Source organism: Streptacidiphilus jeojiensis (genome assembly GCF_042510965.1).
In the GTDB taxonomy this organism is placed as follows: Bacteria; Actinomycetota; Actinomycetes; order Streptomycetales; family Streptomycetaceae; genus Streptacidiphilus; species Streptacidiphilus jeojiensis.
This window is the reverse complement of record NZ_JBEUKS010000021.1, coordinates 95,269-114,236: the sequence shown is the minus strand read 5'-3', so window position 1 is coordinate 114,236 and position 18,968 is coordinate 95,269. Positions and strand designations below refer to the sequence as shown.

The 18,968-nt window shown below is 72.8% G+C and carries 14 protein-coding genes; all 14 read right to left on the bottom strand.

The window, feature by feature from the left end; translation table 11 throughout:
* Positions 1-6: 6 nt before the first annotated feature.
* Positions 7-4,938, bottom strand: a complete 4,932-nt coding sequence (locus ABUW04_RS38135) for an amino acid adenylation domain-containing protein (RefSeq protein ID WP_380568884.1) — start codon at positions 4,936-4,938, stop codon at positions 7-9.
* Between the two features lie 93 nt (positions 4,939-5,031).
* Positions 5,032-6,024: a 2,3-diaminopropionate biosynthesis protein SbnB gene (gene sbnB, locus ABUW04_RS38130; protein WP_380568883.1), complete on the bottom strand. Its 993-nt coding sequence runs from the start codon at positions 6,022-6,024 to the stop codon at positions 5,032-5,034.
* Positions 6,018-7,031: a 2,3-diaminopropionate biosynthesis protein SbnA gene (sbnA, locus tag ABUW04_RS38125; RefSeq protein WP_380568882.1), complete on the bottom strand. Its 1,014-nt coding sequence runs from the start codon at positions 7,029-7,031 to the stop codon at positions 6,018-6,020. Before sbnA ends, sbnB begins: the two co-directional genes overlap by 7 nt.
* A complete protein-coding gene (locus ABUW04_RS38120) occupies positions 7,028-8,485 on the bottom strand; it encodes a condensation domain-containing protein (RefSeq protein WP_380568881.1) in 1,458 nt (485 codons plus the stop codon). The genes sbnA and ABUW04_RS38120 overlap by 4 nt, the downstream gene beginning before the upstream one ends.
* 3 nt (positions 8,486-8,488) lie before the next feature.
* Positions 8,489-8,734, bottom strand: a complete 246-nt coding sequence (locus ABUW04_RS38115) for an acyl carrier protein (RefSeq protein WP_380568880.1) — start codon at positions 8,732-8,734, stop codon at positions 8,489-8,491.
* 63 nt (positions 8,735-8,797) lie between these two features.
* The gene (locus ABUW04_RS38110) at positions 8,798-9,763 is read right to left on the bottom strand and encodes a beta-ketoacyl-ACP synthase III (protein ID WP_380568879.1); all 966 of its coding nucleotides are present in this window, start codon (positions 9,761-9,763) and stop codon (positions 8,798-8,800) included.
* 26 nt (positions 9,764-9,789) lie between these two features.
* Positions 9,790-10,764 carry a TauD/TfdA family dioxygenase gene (locus ABUW04_RS38105; RefSeq protein WP_380568878.1) on the bottom strand — a complete coding sequence of 325 codons (975 nt, stop codon included), beginning with the start codon at positions 10,762-10,764 and terminating at the stop codon, positions 9,790-9,792.
* A 71-nt stretch (positions 10,765-10,835) separates the two neighbouring features.
* Positions 10,836-11,771 (bottom strand): TauD/TfdA family dioxygenase, encoded by a 936-nt coding sequence (locus tag ABUW04_RS38100; protein WP_380568877.1) that lies wholly within the window; start codon positions 11,769-11,771, stop codon positions 10,836-10,838.
* A gap of 90 nt (positions 11,772-11,861) precedes the next feature.
* Complete coding sequence (locus tag ABUW04_RS38095; protein WP_380568876.1) at positions 11,862-12,665, bottom strand: thioesterase II family protein; 804 nt, start codon at positions 12,663-12,665, stop codon at positions 11,862-11,864.
* Positions 12,662-13,408, bottom strand: coding sequence for a 3-oxoacyl-[acyl-carrier-protein] reductase (gene fabG / locus ABUW04_RS38090; protein ID WP_380568875.1), 747 nt, complete (start codon positions 13,406-13,408; stop codon positions 12,662-12,664). The genes ABUW04_RS38095 and fabG overlap by 4 nt, the downstream gene beginning before the upstream one ends.
* Positions 13,409-13,546: 138 nt before the next feature.
* Positions 13,547-16,030 (bottom strand): ABC transporter permease, encoded by a 2,484-nt coding sequence (locus ABUW04_RS38085; protein ID WP_380568874.1) that lies wholly within the window; start codon positions 16,028-16,030, stop codon positions 13,547-13,549.
* Between the two features lie 5 nt (positions 16,031-16,035).
* Positions 16,036-16,803, bottom strand: coding sequence for an ABC transporter ATP-binding protein (locus tag ABUW04_RS38080; RefSeq protein ID WP_030250137.1), 768 nt, complete (start codon positions 16,801-16,803; stop codon positions 16,036-16,038).
* A 136-nt stretch (positions 16,804-16,939) separates the two neighbouring features.
* The gene (locus ABUW04_RS38075; protein ID WP_030250134.1) at positions 16,940-17,584 is read right to left on the bottom strand and encodes a response regulator; all 645 of its coding nucleotides are present in this window, start codon (positions 17,582-17,584) and stop codon (positions 16,940-16,942) included.
* Complete coding sequence (locus ABUW04_RS38070) at positions 17,569-18,864, bottom strand: sensor histidine kinase (protein ID WP_380568873.1); 1,296 nt, start codon at positions 18,862-18,864, stop codon at positions 17,569-17,571. The genes ABUW04_RS38075 and ABUW04_RS38070 overlap by 16 nt, the downstream gene beginning before the upstream one ends.
* Positions 18,865-18,968 lie beyond the last annotated feature (104 nt).

Here is an 18,968-nt window from a genome sequence, read left to right as displayed (position 1 = left end):
TGGAAGTCACGACTGGACCGACTCGCTGAGCATCGCGTCGACCTCGGCCCGGACCCGCTCCTCGATCTCGGCGGCGATCTGCTCGATCGTCGGACGCTCGAAGGCGATCCGCATGGGCAGGTCGAGGTCGAACTCGTTCTGCAGCCGGGCGATGAGCCGGACAGCCAGGATCGAGTGGCCGCCGAGCTCGAAGAAGTTGTCCTGAACGCTCGCCTCCTTGCCCAGCAGGGCCTGCCACACACCGGCGATGCGGGTCTCGGTGGCGTTGCGCGGGGCGATGAACGCGGCATCCGTGCCGGACTCGGGGTCGGGGAGAGCGGCGCGGTCGAGCTTGCCGTTGGCGGTGAGAGGGATCGCAGCGAGCGACACCAGGACGGACGGCACCATGTAGGGCGGAAGGGTCTCGGCCAGGGTGTCGGTAAGGCCGGTGGTGTCGCCGACGACGTAGCCGATCAGACGCTGGTCCGGGGTGACGATCACGGCCGCGTCGCTCACGGCGGGGTGGGCGACCAGGGCGGCGCGGACCTCGCCGAGCTCGACCCGGTAGCCACGGATCTTGACCTGGTCATCGATCCTGCCCAGGAACTCCACCACCCCGTCTGAGCGCCAACGGGCCAGGTCACCCGTGCGGTACATCCGCGCGCCGGGGGCGCCGTACAGGTCCGGAAGGAACTTCTCCGCCGTGGCGGCCGGACGGAACGCATAGCCCTGGGCGACCCCGGTTCCGCCGACATACAGCTCGCCGGCCACACCCACCGGCACCGGACGCAGACCGGCATCCAGCACCCGCATGGTCATGTTCGGCAGCGGACGCCCGATCGGCACCACACCCTCGACCGGCTCCGTCAGCGGGAACACACAGGTGCCCACCGTCGCCTCGGTGGGACCGTACTCGTTGAGCACGGCACCCGAACCCAGGATCTGACGCCACCGCTCCACCAGTGCACCCGGCAGAGCCTCACCCGCCACCACCACCCGCGGAGCCAGCACAGCGATCTCCGCGTCGGACAGCTGACCGGACAGCACCTCCAGATGACCCGGTGTCAGCTTCATGAACGCGAACGGACCAGTAGCCGCCAACTCCGCGCCCAGGCCGGTCAACTCGCCGTCCCACAGCCAGGCCCGCTGACCGGCCGCCAACGGTGCCCACACATTGGGCACCACCAAGTCGAACGCCACCGACGAGAACACCGGCGCACCACCAGACCCGGGCCCCACCAACTCCCGCACCGCCCAGTCAATGTGATTGGCCAGACTGCGATGCGAGACCTGCACCCCCTTCGGCCGACCCGTAGAACCCGACGTGAACACCGTGTACGCCACCGCATCCAAATCCAGCTCAACAGCCGGAGCCGTATCGGGGAACCGGGACAAGTCCTCCTCGACCAACACCGTGGTGCAGTCGAACCGATCCGCGAACTGCTCCGACGTCACCGCTACCGACACATGAGCGTCAGCGACCATCCCGGCCACTCGGGCCCCCGGCAGCACCGGATCCATCGGCACGAACCCAGCACCAGCCCGCCACACCCCCAACAACGCCACCACCAGATCGATCGAGCGATCCAGCAACACCGCCACCGACGAACCCGGCCCGACACCAGCCGCTACCAACCGATGCGCCAACCGCGACGCCCGCACATCCAACTCAGCAAACGTCACCGTGCCAGCAGCAGACGCCACCGCCACCACCGACGGCGACTCCACAATCCGACGACCGACCAACTCCGGCACCGACACCCCCGGCACCACCACACCCGACTCGTTCCAGGCCCGCAGCAGCCTGCGCTCGTGGGCCGAGGTGATGTCGATGGCCGACACCGCCGTCTCGGGTTCGGCCGCGACGCCGGCCAGCAGGCGGACGAACTGGTCGGCCATCCGGGCCACCGTGCCCTGGTCGAACAGGGAGGTCGCGTACTCGATGCCGCCGACCAGCGAGCCGTCCGCCTGGCGCCAGACGAACAGGGTCAGGTCGGTCTTGGCCACCCGCCAGGCCCCCTGGAAGGCGTCCATCAGCACGCCGTCCGTGGTGACCGAGGTCGCGCCCTCGTCCTGGAGGTCGAAGGCCACCTGGTACATCGGGGTGCGGGACAGGTCCCGGACCGGCTGCAGCTCGTCGACCAGGCGCTCGAAGGGCAGTTCCTGGTGGGCGAAGCCGGCCATGACGGTGTTCCTCGTCCGGCGCAGCAGCTCGGCGAACGTGGGGTCGCCGGTCAGGTCGCAGCGCATGACCAGGGAGTTGAGGAAGAATCCGACGGTCTTCGCGGTCTCCGGGCGGACCCGGCCGGTCACCGGGCTGCCGATGCCGAAGTCGTCCTGGCCGCTGTGGCGGGCGAGCAGCGCGGCCCAGGCGGCCAGCAGCGTGGCGTAGGGGGTCGCGCCGTGCTTGCGGCCCAGCCCGCTGAGGGCGTCGGCGAGACCGGCGGGGACCGAGAAGCGCACGCCGGCCCCGCGGCTGTCGCGCTGGGCCGGCCGGGGCCGGTCGGTGTGCAGCTGGAGTTCCGGCAGTCCGTGCAGGGCGCCGCGCCAGTAGTCGAGTTCGCGCAGCATCTCGGGGTCGTCCGCCCGGGCGGACTGCCAGACCGCGTAGTCGGCGTACTGCACCGGCACCGGGGCGAGCTCGGCCGGACGGGACTCCCCAGCCGCCGCGCACAGCTCCCGGATCTCTTCCTCCAGCAGCACGCTTGACCAACCGTCACCGGCGATGTGGTGCATCGTCACCAGCAGCACCGGGCCGCCGACCGGCACCCGTACCAGCAAGGCCCGCCACAGCGCTCCGTCGGCCAGGTCGAAGCCGCGGCGGAACTGCTCGCCGAAGAGCCGCTCCAGGTCGCCCTCGCCGGCGTCCTCCACCCGCAGCTCGACCGGGCCCGGCTCGGCGACCCGCTGCCGGGGCTCGTCGCCCTCCAGCAGGTACCGGGTGCGCAGCGCCTCGTGCCGCCGTTCCAGGGCGTCCAGCGCGGTCTGCACCTCTGCGGCCCCGGTGCCGTCGGCGAGCCGCATGAACAGCGGCGCCACCCATTCCTCACTGCCCGGGTGCATCCGGTCCAGGAACCACAGCCGGTGCTGTCCGAAGGAGAGCGGCAGCGGGGCGGCCCTGGGCACCGGTACCACCGGGGCCACCGGCGGACGGCTCTGCTCCAGCAGCCGGGCCTGCGCCTCCACCGTGGACGAGGAGAACAGCCCGCGCAGCTGCACGTCGTCGCCGCTGGCGGTGCGCAGGGCGTCGGCGAGCCGGGTCAGCACCAGCGAGGAGCCGCCGAGTGCGAAGAAGTCGTCCTGGGCGCCGACCCGTTCGACCTTGAGCAGCTGCTCCCAGACCGTCGCGACCAGCCGTTCGGCCGGGGTGCGCGGGGCGATGTAGGGGGTGCCGTCGGCAATGCCGCCGCTGTCCGGCTGCTCGGGTTCGGGCAGGGCGGCCCGGTCCACCTTTCCGTTGCCGGTCAGCGGGAGGGCGTCGAGCGGGACGAAGACCGAGGGGATCATCGGTTCGGGGAGTCGTCCCCGCAGGAAGCTGCGCAGCTCGTCGCGGGGGATCCGGCGGGCCGAGGCGACATGGGCGACCAGCCGCTTGGCGCCGCCCACGGTGCGGGCGCTCACCACCGCGCCTCGGACGTCGGGGTGGGCCGCCAGCGCGGCCTCCACCTCGGCCGGCTCGATCCGGACGCCGTTCACCTTGACCTGGTGGTCCACCCGTCCGAGGAAGGCCAGGGCGCCGTCGGCGCGCCAGCGGACCAGGTCGCCGGTCCGGTACATCCGGCTGCCCGGGGCCCCGTGCGGGTCGGGGACGAAGCGCTCCGCGGTCTGGCCGGGGCGGCCCACGTAGCCGCGGGCCAGGCCGACCCCGGCCGCGTACAGCTCGCCGACGACGCCGATCGGCACCGGGTCCAGCTCCTCGTCCAGCGCGTACACCCGCATGTTGTCGATCGGCCGGCCGATCGGGACGGTCTCGGTGTGCAGCTGCGGGTCGAACTCCTGCCCGGCGACGTCGATGGAGCACTCGGTGGGTCCGTAGGTGTTCCAGACCTTGGCGCCGGTGGGCTCGCCGAGACGGCGGCACAGTTCGGCGTCCAGTGCCTCGCCGGCCGAGAACACCAGCCGGAGCGAGGTGCACTCGGCCCAGCCGGGCTCCAGCGCCAGCAGCCGCAGCACCGACGGCACCCCCTGCAGCACGGTGATCCGCTCCGCCGCGACCGTCCGTACCAGCAGCGCCGGGTCGGACTCGGCGCCCGGCAGGGCCATCACCACGGTGCCGCCGGCCGCCAGCGGCGCGAAGACCTCCAGAGCCGCCGCGTCAAAGCTGAGCACGGTCTTCTGCAGCACCCGGTCGTCGGCGCCCAGGCCCTGGTGCTCCAGGGTCCAGGCGACCCGGTTGGCGATCCCGCCGTGCTGCACCAGTACGCCCTTGGGCTCGCCGGTGGAGCCGGAGGTGTAGGTCAGGTAGGCGGCCTGGTCGGGGTCGATGCGCAGGGCCTCCAGCGGTGCGTCCGACTGCCCGTCAGCAATGCCGCCGACACCAGCGTCGCCCCCACCGTCGACACCATCGTCGGCGGCGTCGAGCAGCACGGTCCGCTCCGGGTCGGCCAGGTCGGGACCGGCCGCCTCGGCCAGAGCAGCGGTGGTCAGCAGTGTCCGCGCACCGCTGTCGGCGAGCACCCAGGCCTGCCGGGCGGCCGGGTGGCCGGGGTCCAGCGGAACATAGGCCGCACCGGCCCGCCACACCCCCAGCAGCACCGCGACCAGCTGCTGCCCGCGCGGCAGGCAGACCGCCACCCGGGACTCCGGTCCGACGCCACGGGCCAGCAGCAGCCGCGCGACGCGGTTGGCACGGCGATCCAACTGCTCGTACGTCATCGCCCCTTGCCGGTCCTCGACCGCGATGGCTCGGGGGGTGAGGGCGACCTGTCGGGCTATCAGTTCATGCAGCAGGGCGGACATCTCTACTCCAGAAGACGTGGTGAGCGGGTGTGGCAGGCCGTCGTGGGCCGGGCCGCCGTGGTCAGGCCGTCGTGGTCCGGTGCCCCGGTGGTGTCAGGCCGGCAGGAAGCCGTCGATCAGGACCCCGCTGCCGACGCGCCGGGCCTCGTCCCGGACGAACCGCGCCAGCGCGAGGTCCAGCACGCCCAGACCGAACGGCGAGTACACCAGCGGCCGCCCGGGCTCCGGCCGCAGCTCCGCGGTGCCGCGCAGCAGTGCGCCGATCGGGGCGTCGATGAAGTCCCTTCCGCCGGTCTGCTGTTCGGCCAGGTGCGCCGAGGTGTTCTCGCGGCAGACGTGGCCCGGGTCGTCGACCAGGTTGTGCGCGCCGAGCAGCGTCGGCACGGTGAGGTCGCGCAGCGAGATGTGCAGCACCACCGTGCCCGGCGGGCAGGCGTCCAGGCCGGTGTACGGGGTGGCCGCCGTGGTGGCGAAGGAGACCAGGTCGTGCGCGGCCAGGGCCTCGTCCAGGGTGTCGCAGTGGCGCACCCGCGCGCCCGGCAGCAGCGAGGCGTTGGCCTCGGTGAACCGCCGGGCCCGCTCCGGGTCGGTGTCGTGGACCGCGAGGGAGTCCAGGTCCGGCAGCCGGACCGCGAGGAAGCGCAGGATCTCGCGGTTGATGACGCCGGTGCCGATCAGGGTGACCCCGGACGGACGCCGGCCCCCCAGCAGCAGCCCGGCGCCCAGCGCGGCCGAGGCCGCGGTGCGCCGGGCGGAGATCAGCGAGCCCTCGATCAGGGCCTCGGGATGGCCGTTGGTCAGCGAGTTGAGCAGGATCGCGGCGCTGGCGCGCTCCATCCCCGCGGCGACATTGCCGGGGAAGGAGGAGATCCACTTCATCCCGGCCACCTCGTCGGCGCCGCCCAGGTAGCCGGGGAGGCCGATGATCCGGTCCCGGGGACGGTCGGGGAAGCGCAGGAACACCGACTGCGGCAGGCTGGTGCGCCCCTCGTCATGGCGCCGGTAGGCGTCCGCGACCAGGTCGAGGACCTCCTTCTCGCGCCCGGCCAGCAGATCGGCCACCTCCTGGTGCCTGATGATCAGCATGCGCCCACCGCCATGGTCCGTTCCGTCTGGTTCCACAGGTAGGAGACGTCTCCGAAGCGGGCCCGCACCCACTCGTCGGAGTAGATCGTGTCGAGGTAGCGGTCGCCGCGGTCCGGGAAGACCAGCACGCAGGTGCTGCCCGCCGGGATGCGGTCGGCGAGCTTGCCCAGCGCGGCGGTGACGGCGCCCGAGGAGCCGCCCGCCAGGATCGCCTCACGGTTGGTCAGCATCCGGCAGCCGACGATGCTCTCCAGGTCGGAGACCAGCACCACCTCGTCGGCGAGGGTCGGATCGAACAGCGGCGGCCGGACGGCGGCGCCGTGCCCGGGCAGCAGCCTGGGTCCGGACGGCCCGCCGAACAGCACGCTGCCGAGCGCGTCCACCCCGACCAGCGTGGTGCTCAGTCCGCGCTCGCGGATGTACTGGGCGCAGCCGGTCATCGTGCCGCCGGTCCCGGTCGAGCAGAACAGGTAGTCCACCCGGCCGTCCAGGGCCTCGTCGATCTCCCGCATGGTCTGCAGGTGGGCCCGCGGGTTGAGCGGGTTGGAGTACTGGTCCGGCCAGTAGGCACCGGGGGTCAGCGCCACCAGCTCGCGCACCCGCGCCAGCCTGGCGGGCAGGTAGGCGCCGGTGTCCGGGTCCGGCTCGGTGACCATCTCGACGGTCACCCCGTAGGCGCGCAGGATGGCCAGGTTCTGCGCGGTGGTCTTGGGGTCCACCACGCAGATGAAGTCCAGTCCGAAGTAGCGGCAGATCTGGGCCATCCCGATGGCCAGGTTGCCCGAGCTGGACTCGACCACGGTGGAACGGCCGGGGAGCAGTTCCCCGTTGCGGATCCGGCCGAGCAGCATCGACAGCGCGGAGCGGTCCTTGACGCTGCCGCCCGGGTTGAAGGCCTCCAGCTTGGCGAACACCCGGGAGGGGAAGTGCGGCAGCAGGCCGCTCAGCTCCACCAGGTGGGTGTTGCCCACGGCGTCCAGGATGCCGTGCAGCACCGGTCGGCTCATGACGCGAGGCCCTGAGTGCCGCTGCCCCGAGTACCGCTGCCCCGAGTACCGCTGCCCGCGCTGCCGCTCAGTTCCAGCAGGGCCCGCCGCTCGGCCTCGTCGGTGAGCGGGATCCGGCCGATCCTGGTGCCGGGACGGTCGGCCGCCGCCGCGATGAAGCGCTCGAACTGGTCGAACAGCCGCTCCGCCGTGTCCCGTTCGAAGAGTTCGGTGTCGTAGCGCAGCGCCAGGGTCAGCCCGTAGACGTCCCGGGTGACCTCGACCGCGAGGTCGCACTGCCCCTCCAGGTGCGGGATCTCCAGGTAGGTGGTGCTGATTCCGCCCACGTCGATGGCCTCACCGGAGACCGCGCCGCCGAGGCCCGGGCCGAAGCGGTCGGTGGTGACCATGGTCATGGAGATCCGGTAGAGCGGGCCGGTCGCCGGCGCGGCCTGGGCCACCAGCGGGTACGGGTAGGTGACCCGGGCGGTGGACTGCCGGATCCGCTCGTTGGCCGCCGCCATGGCCTCGCCGAGGGTGGTGCCCCGGTCCAGCCGGCCCCGGATCAGCACCGGGTTGACGAAGTAGCCGACCACGTTGCGGGCCGCCGAGCGGCGCACCGAGGCCGGGCAGGCGATCAGGAAGTCGGTCTGCCCGGTCCAGCGGTTGACCAGGGCCTGCAGCGCGCCCAGCGCCAGCGCGAACTGCGACACCCCTTGGTCGGCGGCGGTGCGCCGGACCCGCTCGGACAGCTGGTCCGGAAGCCGCCGGACCAGGCTGGCCCCGGTGCCGGCCGAGTGGGCCGGCCTGGGCCGGTCGGTGGGCAGTTCGGCGGGCTCGGACCCTGTGCGCTGCTCGCGCCAGTACTCGGCCTGGCGGGTGCCGCGCGGGGAGTCCAGCAGCGCCTGCTCGGCCGCGACGAACTCCTCGTAACCGGAGCCCACCGGGTCCCAGCCGGGCTCCTTGCCGTAGGCCAGCGCCTCGTAGGCGTCCAGCAGGTCGCGCCAGATCAGCCACTGGGAGGTGGCGTCGGTGGCGATGTGATGGGTGGTCACCAGCAGGACCGCGTCGCCCTCGCGCAGCAGCAGCACCGCGCGGAAGGGTCCCTCGGTGGAGAGCCGGAACGGCCTGGCGGTCTCCTCGGCCACCAGCCGGCGCAGCTCCTCGTCATCCGCGTCCGGTACCTGACGTACGGTCAGGGCCCCGATCGTGCCGGGCTCGCGGACCATCCGTCGCGGACCGGCCGGGGTCTCCAGATAGACCGAGCGCAGCATGGGATGGCGCTCGGTCAGCGCCAGCACGGCCCGGGCCAGCAGTTCGGGGTCGGGCGCGGGCTCCATCCGGCCGCCGCCCGCGAGGTGGTAGGTGGAGCTGTCGGGGGCCAGTTCATGGAGCAGCCAGAGGCCCTCCTGGCCCACCGACAGCGGCAGCACTTCGTCGTCGTGGGTCCCGGCCGTGCCGGCGGTGCGGTCCATGGGTCAGACTCCCGCCTTCTCGGCGAGCAGGAAGTCCACCACGTCGACGATCCGCAGCAGTTCGCCGACGCGGTCGTCCGGGACGGTGCAGCGGTAGGTCTTCTCGACGGCGGCGAGCAGGTCGATCCGGGTCAGCGAGTCCATCCCGAGCTCGTCGAAGGTCGCCTCGGCGGTCACCTCGGCGTCCAGGTCCTGCGCCGTACGGACGGTCAGGCTGATGACCTCGGCGGTCAGTTCGTCGCGGTTCATGGTGTTCGTTTCCTTCGCATGTCGACTGTTCGGTAAGGAGAATGACGGAGCATCAGAGCGGGACTACGGCATCCGGACGACCTGGCCGGCATAGGTGAGCCCGGCGCCGAAGCCGAGCAGCAGCACCCGCTCGCCGGGGGTGCTGCGGCCGCTGTCGCGCAGCCGGGTCAGCGCCAGCGGCACCGAGGCCGCCGAGGTGTTGCCGGTGTCCACGACGTCGTTGACGACGCGCTCCGGCGGCAGGCCGAGCTCGGTGGTGAGGGTCTTGATGATCCGGTTGTTGGCCTGGTGCGGGACGAACCAGTCGATCTCCTCCAACGTGGTCCCCGCCGCCGCGCAGGCCCGGTGGGCGACATCGGGCATGGTCGCGGTGGACCACTTGTAGACCAGCGGCCCGTTCATGGTCACGTACTCGTTGCCGTCGGCCTTGGTGGTGATGCCGAGGACGTCGTGCCTGGCACCGTCGCTGCCCCAGACCGCCGGGCCGATGTCGGCGGTGGCGGAGCGGGAGACCACGGCCGCGCCGGCGCCGTCGCCGAAGATGACGAAGGTGTCCGGGTCGTTGGGGTCGATCCAGTCGCTGGTCCGCTCCACGCCGACGACCAGCACGTGCCGGGCCTCGCCGAGCCGGACCGCGTTGGAGGCCATCGCCAGCGAGTAGGTGAACCCGGCACAGACCGCGTTCAGGTCGTAGGCACCGGAGTTGGGCAGGCCGATGGTGCTGGCCACCTCGGGCGCGATCCCGGGCATCCGGACCTTGCGGGTGGCCGACGCCACGATGGTGAGGTCCACCTCGGCCGGGTCGACCTCGGCCGTCACCAGCGCCTTCTCGCCGGCCGCCACCGACATCGCGACCAGGGTCTCCTCCTCGGTGGCGTGGTAGCGGGTGCGGATGCCGGTCCGGCTCACGATCCAGTCCGGGGAGACCGTGGTCCGCGGCGCCAGTTCCTCGTTGGAGACCAGCCGGGTCGGCCGGTAGGCGGCTATCCCGGTGATGCGCGACCCGAACGTCTCGAATGACTCGAACATCGCTGTCTCGGATCCTCTCTGTGCCGTCATGCGTCCGACGGCTCGGCCATGGCCACGGCGATCCGCCGCGGCCCGGTGAACGGCTCGCGCCCGTGCGCGGCCAGCATGTTGTCGACGACCAGCACGTCGTCCCGCTGCCAGTCGAAGCGGACCGACGCCGAGCGGTAGACGGCGCGCAGGTGCTCCGTCACCGCGTCCGGGATGGCCCCGCCGTCGCCGTAGAAGGTGTTGGTGGGCAGGTCCTCGTCGGCGAAGATGGTGCGCAGGCCGGCGCCGACCTCCGGGGCGAGCGTGCTGACGTGGAAGAAGGTGGCGTGGTTGAACCAGACCGGCTCGCCGCTGACCGGGTGCCGGTGCACCGCCTGCCGCACCGCGGTGGTGCGCAGGCCGCCGTCCGGGCGCCACTCGGCCTCGATCCGGCGCTCCTTGCAGTAGGCCGCCACGCCGTCCCGGTCCGAGGTGTTGAAGGCCTCCTGCCAGGGCACCCCGAAGCCGGGCTGGAAGTTGCGCACCACCTGCCAGCCGCGCCGCTCGAACTCGGCCCGGACCTCGGGGTCGATCGCCCGCAGCACCTGGCGGATGTCGGCCAGCGGCGTCGCCCCCAGCGTGGCCGCGGGTTCGACGCAGTAGAAGAACAGCGTGCGCGGCCAGACCGCCTGGTAGGAGTTCTCGTTGTGGAGGAAGATCTCCTCGTCCGGCGGGTAGTCGGTCGAGGTGTAGACCTGGCCCTTGATGGTGCTGCGCGGCGAGGAGCGCTCCGCGTAGGCCAGCGGCGGGCGGCCGGAGAAGGCGCGGACGGTCCCGTCGAAGCCGTCCACCCCGCCGACCGCGAAGCCGCGCAGCAGCAGCGCACCGCGCTCGGTGAGCAGCGCCCGCAGCGCGTCCCGGTTGCGGGTGAGGTAGTCGTGGATGCCCGCGCCGGGGGCGTCGGGGCGGCACAGGCCCGGTACGGTACCGCTGCCCGCCCAGCCCGCGGGGACCTCTTCCGAGGTGATGGTCATGGTCGGCTCGTCCTGTCGTGGCAGTGGGTGGCGGTGGGTGGCTCTCGCTGCGGGAGCATGGGCGGGGACGGTCAGTCGGACATCGCCACCAGGACCCTGCGGTCCCCGGTGAAGGGCCTGCGGCCGTGCGCCAGCAGGACGTTGTCGATCAGCATCAGGTCGCCGGCCCGCCAGTCGACGTCCACCGCGGCGTCCAGGCCGCGGTCCCGGATCTGGGCGACGTACTCGGCCGGGATCGGCGTCCCGTCGGCGAAGGTCACCGACTGCGGCAGCTCGTCCTCGGACAGGATGGCGGCCAGTTCGGCGGCGGTGTCGTCGCCCAGCCCGGCCGGGTGCCACTGGTCGGCCTGGTTGAACCACACCTCGGCGCCGGTGACCGGGTGCCGGGTGGTGGCCGGGCGGTGCGACTCGACCCGCAGGCTGCCGTCGCGGCGCCAGTCCCACTCGGCGCCGGCCGCGGCGAGGAACTCCTCCACCTCGGAGCGCTCGGTGGTCTCGAAGGTGTCCTGCCAGCTCTTGCCCAGGCCGTAGCCGTTGTGCAGGTTCTGCAGGTAGCGCACGCCGCCCGCGAAGGCCCGGCGCAGCTCCGGGTCCAGCAGCTGCAGCCAGAGCTCGGCGTCCAGCACCGGGGTGGCCCCGCCGCCGCCGGGCTGCACCTGGCAGTAGAAGGCCAGCCGGGTCGGCCAGGCGTGGGCGTAGCTCATCTCGTTGTGCATCGAGATGGTGTACTCCTGCGGGTACTCCGTCGAGGTGTAGACATTGCTGCCGACCTTGGTCCGCGGGGAGTTCCCGTGCACATAGGCCAGCCGGTTCGGCAGCAGCCGGTCCAGTACCGGGTCCAGCGTCTCCCGGGTGATCCCGAAGCCGCGGAACACCAGCGCCCTGGCCCGGACCAGCCCGGCCGCCAGGCCGCCGTCCAGCCCGTCCACCCGGGCGAGCAGTTCGGCGGCTCCGCCGCCCTCCTTGGCCTCGATCTCCAGTGGTGCCCAAGCGGTGGCGCTCGTCACGGTGCTGCTCCTCTCTGTCACTGACCGGGTCACTGACCGGTCCTGTCGCATGGGGTGCTGTTCTGACGATCCGACGGATATGAGGGCACGTCAGACCGTGAGCCCGGAGCCGACCCGCGCCAGTCGCGCGGCGATGTCCGCGGTGAGCGCGGACTCCTGGGGGGCGAGGTAGAAGTGGTCGCCGGGGAAGCTGCGCCGGGCGAATCCGCCGCTGGTGAGCTCCTCCCAGCCGAGCATGCCCGCCCCCGCGGTGGCGGGGTCGCGGTCGCCCTGGTAGGCGGTGATGGCGGTGCGCAGCCGGACCGGCCGCTGCGGCTGGTAGGTCTCGATGAGCCGGTAGTCCGAGCGCAGCACCGGCAGCAGCAGTTCGCGCAGGGCCGGGATCGAGTAGACGTCGCCGCCCAGCGTCCCCAGCCGGGACACCCCGGCCACCAGCACCTCGTCGGCGGCCCGGTGCAGTGCGGTGGGGCGGATCCGGTGCGGGGCGTCCCGGGCCGACACCAGCAGCTGGACCGCCGGCTCGCCGTGGCCGGCCTCCAGCCGGGCGGCCACCTCGTAGGCCACGGCCGCGCCCATGCTGTGCCCGAACAGCGCCAGCGGGAGGTCCCGGTAGGGGGTCAGCGCCGCGGTGATCCGGTCGGCCAGCTCGTCCATGGACTCCACGCAGGGCTCGCCCATCCGTTCGCGGCGGCCCGGGTAGCAGACCGCGAGCACCTCGATGTCCGAGGGCAGCCGGGCCTGCCAGCCGCGGAACAGCTGCGAGTTGCCGCCCGCGTGCGGGAGGCAGACCAGCCGCAGCCGGGTCCGCACCGGACCGGGCACGGTGGCGGTTCCGGCCCCGGCCGTCCGGCCGAACGCCGGGGAGCGGCGGAACCAGTTCTCGGCGGCGCTCACAGCGCCATGCCCCCGTCGATCCGGAAGACCTGGCCGGTGATGTACTCGGCCTGCGGCGACACCAGGTAGGACACCAGCGCGGCGACCTCGCCGGGGGTGCCGAAGCGTGCCAGCGGGATCCGGCTCAGCGCCTCCTTGAGCTGCTTCTCCGGCACCCCGGCGACCATCTCGGTGTCGATGAACCCCGGCGCGACGGCGTTGGCCCGCACCCCGTACCGGCCGAACTCCTTGGCCAGTGCCTGGGTCAGGCCGATGATCCCGGCCTTGGAGGCCGAGTAGTTGGTCTGCCCCGCGTTGCCGACCACCCCGGCCACCGACGAGAGGGTGACCACCGTTCCGGCCCGCCGCCGGATCATCGAACGCACCACCGAGCGCAGCACGTTGTAGGTGCCGTCGAGGTTGGTGCTCAGCACCGAGTCCCACTCGTCGTCGGACATCAGCGCCAGCGGGCGGTCCCGGGTGATCCCGGCCGAGGTGACCACCGCCGAGACCGGGCCGAGCTCGGACTCGGTGTCAGCGACGAAGGCCCGCACCGCTGTGCGGTCGCCGACGTCCAGCCGCCGGGTCAGCACCCGGCGGCCGGCGGCGGCGATCTCCTTCTCCACCAGCTCCGCGGCCGAGTCGTCCGACCGGTAGCAGAGCGCCACGTCGAAACCGTCCCGGGCGAGCCGTGTGGCGACCGCCCGGCCGATGCCGCGCGAGCCCCCGGTCACCAGGGCCACCTGTGCTTCTTGGTCGGACACGCTTCCCCCATCCGTTCGAGATGAGGCGAGCGTGCGTTCGACGGCTATATCGGGGCTATACGGCGTCAAGACCCCGTGCTGACAGCGTTGTCCGCACTTCTGTCCGCACTTCTGTCCGCACGGCTGTCCGTACCCGGCCTACTCCCCGGTGCCGACGAAGCCCAGGCTCCGTCCGCGCAGCGCGGCGCCGACCGGCAGCACCGTGCCGACCAGGGCGAGCAGCAGCGAGACCGCGGTGATGCCGAGGATCACCGAGTACGGCGCCTCGATCGGCGTGCTGCCGAAGAGCTGCAGCAGCGCGCCCCACAGCCCGGCCAGGTTGACCGCCGTCGCGGCCAGCGCCAGCACCGTCCCGATGGCCACCACCAGCAGCGACTCGCCGACGAAGAACTTCAGCACCTGCCGCGGCGTGGCCCCGGCGAGCCGCAGCACCGCCAGGTCCCTGCGGCGGTCCGCGGTGGCCATGAGCAGGGTGTTGAGGATGGCGATGAAGCAGAACAGCACGATGATCAGGGCGGTGGACTGCTGCCGCACCTTGATCAGATGGGTCGAGTAGGAGCTCTCCGAGGAGACCAGCCGGTCCCGGCTGACGAAGCTCGCCCCGCCGCCGGCCACCGCCGCCCGGATCGCCTTGGCGGCCGCGGCCGGGTCGGTGCCCGGTGCCAGCGACACATAGGCGTCCGGCACCAGACCGTCCTTGGCGTAGGCGGCGCTGGCGGCGAACCTCATCGGCAGGTACGCCACGTCCTGGCCGCGCACCGCGCGGTAGGTGGCCGCCACCCGCAGCGTGGCCACCTGGCCGTCCGGCAGGTGCACCGGGACCTCGGAACCCACCGGCCAGTCCCAGATGTCCGCCACGGCCATGCTGGTGTCGTTGAGGGCGTCCAGGGAGCCGGCGACCACCTGGAGCTTCATGGTGTCCCGCAGCGCGGCCGGGTCGACCACCAGCGCGTCGTTCTGGTCCGTGTTCCCGTCCGACGGGGTGTAGATGGTGGTCGCCAGCGGCGCCGCCACCCGTACCCCGTGGATCGCCGCGACCCGGGCCACCACCTGCGGACTGATCCCCGGAGTGCCGTCGGGCACCAGCGCGTACGGCGCGGACACCTGGTTCTGCGCCCCGCTGTCGCGTGCCGCGCCCAGCGAGGAGGTCGCCGCCATCAGCGAGAAGGCCAGACCCACCGTCAGCAGCACCGGCGCGGCGGTTGCGGCGATGCGCCGGCGCGAGGTCAGCGCGCCCTCCCGGACCAGCATCGCGGTGGCGCCCGACGACCTCCGGAACGGCCGCATCAGCAGCCGGGTGAGCGGTCCCACCGCGAACGGCGCCAGCACCGCTGCGGCCAGCACCGGCACCGTCAGCGACATCACATAGGTGTTGGGCGACAGCACGCTGTTGGGCGAGGCGATCCCGATCCAGGCGGCCCAGGCCACCCCGCCGACCAGGCCCAGCAGGCCCAGCAGCCGTCGGCCCGGGGTCCAGCCCGCCTCGTCGACCGCGGCCTCCCGCAGCGCCTCGATCGGACGGATCCGCCCGGCCCGCCCGGCGGCCGTGACCGCGCCGCCGAGCGCCACCCCGACCCCGACCAGGAACGCGGCCGCCAGCGGGGCCAGCACGGTCCACTTCAGCGAGATCGCGACGGTGAACCAGGAAGGCGCGATGCCCATCCCGATCAGCAGCTGTGCCAGCCACTGGGCGCCGAGCAGCCCCAGCCCGGTGCCCACCGCCGAGGCGAACGCCCCCACCAGCAGCGCCTCGCCGCGGACCATCTTCCGCACCTGCTGCGGGGTCGCCCCCACCGCCCGCAGCAGCGCCACCTCACGGCGGCGCTGGATCACCGCGAACCCGAAGGTGGAGGCCACCACGAAGACCGCGGTCACCCCCGCCACCCCGGCCATCACCGGCACCAGGGTGATGGTGTCGTCCAGCGACCTGCGGTCGGTGGTCGCGCTGGGGTCCGCCTTGTGCCGGTCCTGGCCGGTCAGCACCTCGGCCTGGGACCCGGCGACCGCGGCCCGTACCGCGTCCACCGGACCCAGCGCGACCAGGTCGTCGATCCGTGGCGACAGCGCCGCCGCCTCGGCGTCGCTGAAGAACACCGCGTGCTCCCAGGAGACCGCGGAGACCGTGCCGCTGACCGTGAACACGGCCGGGCCAGCGGCGGTCAGCACCGTCAGCTTCTGGCCCACCCGGCCCTGGCCGACGCCCACCACCACCTCGTCGGCGCCGGCCGGGGACCGGCCCGACACCAGGTGGTAGCCGCCGTACCCGGCCACCGCCCAGGGATGCCCCACGCTGGTCGCGGGGCCGCCGGCCGGCTGGGCGTAGAAGGAGCGGTCCACCACGGTGGGGCCGGTCGCCGACACCTTGGCCAGCAGCGCCGCCGACACCCCCTCGGCCTGCGCCAGCGACCGCGCCCCGACGTCGTGCTCGGAGGCGTTCCAGGTCGGGTCGTTCGGCTGCACCACGGCCGGGGCCGTGGCGAAGCGCTGCACCGGCCGCTGCGGCAGGTCGAACATCCCCATCAGCAGCAGGCCCATCGACGCGACCTGGGCCACGCCCAGCACCAGCGCCACGACCGTCCCCAGGAAGGACACCCAACGGGCACGCAGCGTCTGCAGGGCCACCCCGATCACCGTGCCACCGCCAGGTCCGTCATCCGGCCGGCCACGGCCTCCGGGGAGGGCGCCACCAACTCGCCGGCGAGCGCGCCGTCGGCCAGGAACAGCACCCGGTCCGCGTGCGCGGCCACGCTGGGGTCGTGGGTGACCATCACGATGGTGGTGCCGACCCCGTCCGGGCCGTCCGCGGCGTCCACCAGGGCCCGCAGCACCGCCAGCAGCTCCCGTCCGGTGCTGAGGTCCAGCGCCCCGGTCGGCTCGTCCGCGAAGAGCACCGCGGGACGGGTCACCAGGGCCCTGGCGATGGCCACCCGCTGCTGCTGGCCGCCGGACAGCTCACTGGGACGGCTGCCCGCCTTGTGTTCCATGCCCATCTGCGCCAGCGCGCGCAGTACCGCGCGCCGGTCCGGCCGGCGGCCCGCCAGCCGCAGCGGCAGCGCCACGTTCTGCTCCGCCGTCAGCGAGGGCAGCAGATTGAACGACTGGAACACGAATCCGGTCGACTCCCTTCGGAAGCCGGTCAGTTCGGTCTCGTTGAGCCGGGTGATGTCCACCCCGCCAATCACCACCCGGCCCGAGCTGGGCCGGTCCAGGCCGGCGGAGCACTGCAGCAGAGTCGACTTCCCCGAGCCCGAGGGGCCCATCACCGCGGTGAAACTGCCCACCGGGAACGACAGGTCGATCCCCCGCAGCGCGGCCACCGCCCCGTCCCCGGATCCGTACTGCTTGGTCAGTGCTTCCAGCCGCACCGCGTCCTGCGTCCGCGCTGTGTCCAGCATCTTGCCCAGCTCCCTCGTCAACGGATTCGGCATCCTGCTGCCAGTCTGTTGACCTGGGGCGCCCGGCACAGGAGCGGTAGACACCGGAACCGGGGGTGGAACTACCTACACCCCGGCGGGGGGCGTACGTGTCCGCTCAGGTGTTGAGGTACGCGAGGACGGCCAGCACCCGGCGGTTGTCCTCGTCCGAGGGCTGCAGGTCCAGCTTGAGGAAGATGTTGGAGGTGTGCTTGGCGATGGCCCGCTCCGTCACCACCATCCGCTCGGCGATGGCCGCGTTGGAGCGGCCCTCGGCCATCAACGCCAGCACCTCGCGCTCACGGGGCGTCAGCGCGCCCAGCGGCTCGGTGTGGGCGTTGTGCGCCAGCAGCTTGGCGATGACCTCCGGGTCCATCACGGTGCCGCCGGCGGCGACCCGGCGGACCGCGTCCACGAACTGGTCCGAGTCGAACACCCGGTCCTTCAGCAGATAGCCGACGGCACCGGTGCCGTCGGCCAGCAACTCCCTGGCGTAGAGCTGCTCCACGTACTGCGACAGCACCAGCACCGGAAGGCCCGGCGCCTCGCGCCGGGCCTGGAGGGCCGCCTGCAGCCCCTCGTCGGTGAAGGTCGGCGGCATCCGCACGTCGACCACGGCCACGTCCGGCCGCAGTTCCAGCAGCGCCGCGAGCAGGTCCGGGCCGTTGTCGACGGCGGCGACGATCTCGCAGTCGTACGCCTCGAGCATCCGCACCAGGCCGTTCTGCAGCAGGAACAGGTCCTCGGCTAGGACAACTCGCACGGCAGCTCCACGGTGAGGACGGTCGGACCGCCGACCGGACTGTTCAGCACCAGTATCCCGTCGAACGGGGCGAGCCTGCGCTCCAGCCCGCGCAGTCCGCCGCCCTTGGCCGGATCCGCGCCCCCGGCGCCGTCGTCCTGAATGGTCATCAGCAGCCGTCCGTCGCGGTGCTGGATGTCGATCCAGACCCGCTGGCCGCCGGAGTGCTTGGCGGCGTTGGCGAGGGCCTCGGCGGCGGTGAAGTAGGCGGCGGACTCCACCGGGGCCTCCAACCGGCCCGGCAGGTCCACCCCGACCTCGACGGTGAGCGCGCTGTCCAGCGCCAACGCCCGTACCGCGTCGCCCAGTCCGCGGTCGGACAGCACCGGCGGGTGGATGCCGCGGACCAGGTCGCGCAGCTCGTTCAGGGCCTGCGCGGAGGCGTTGCGGGCCTCCAGCAGCATCTCCTTGGCCTCCGCCGGGTGCTTCTCCAGCAGTTGGGCGGCGGCACTGAGGTTCATGCCCATGGCCACCAGCCGGGCCTGCGCGCCGTCGTGCAGGTCGCGCTCGATCCGGCGCAGCTCGGCCGCCTGGGCGTCCACCGCCTCGCTCCGCGTCTCGGTCAACTGCCGTACCCGGGAGGCGAGTTGCACCTCGGGTGTGGGCGCCAGCAGCGACCTGGTCCAACGGCCGTAGACGGGAAGGACCTTGGGCGCGCTCCAGAGCCCCAGCAGGACCAGCCCCACCCCCATTGCGGAGATCGCGGCCAGGTCGCCGCCGTGGCCGTAGTGGGCGTGCATCAGCACGAACCAGTCACCGTAGCCGGTGCTGCTCATCCACCTGACGTTGGCGCAGACCACGAACCCGTAGACGCCCTCCAGCACCAGCGCGACCGGCAGCAGCGCCAGCAGCCCGCCGACCACCGGGTCCAGCAGCAGCCAGGTCAGGTCGCGCCGGGTGGCCGGATCGGCCCGCAGCCAGCGCACCCACTGCCGGACCCCGGTGGCCCCGGCCGGGAAGACCGGCCGCCGCGGGTACGGGGCCTCGACCACGGTCCCGGTCCAGCGCGTGGCCAACTCCCGGCGCTGGTCCGCCATCCGCCGCACCGCCAGCACCGCCAGCGGCAGCAGCAGCGCACCGGCCCCGAACCCCAGCCCGACGAAGGCGAATCCGGCCAGCGCGGCGCACAACAGCCCCGGATACACCAGCAGATGCAGCACCAGGCACCGCCCCAGGGCCACCAGCCGCTCCCGGAACCACGGAAGGGACTCCTCGACCCGGTCGGCCATGCTCCTGCTCATGCTGCCCTCGCCCTCGTCGCCCACTCGACACATCGCCCCGGAGGAGCCGCCACCCCAGTGTGCCGCCCTCCCCCGGCGCCCGCAGGGGCGTTGGCCACCGGATC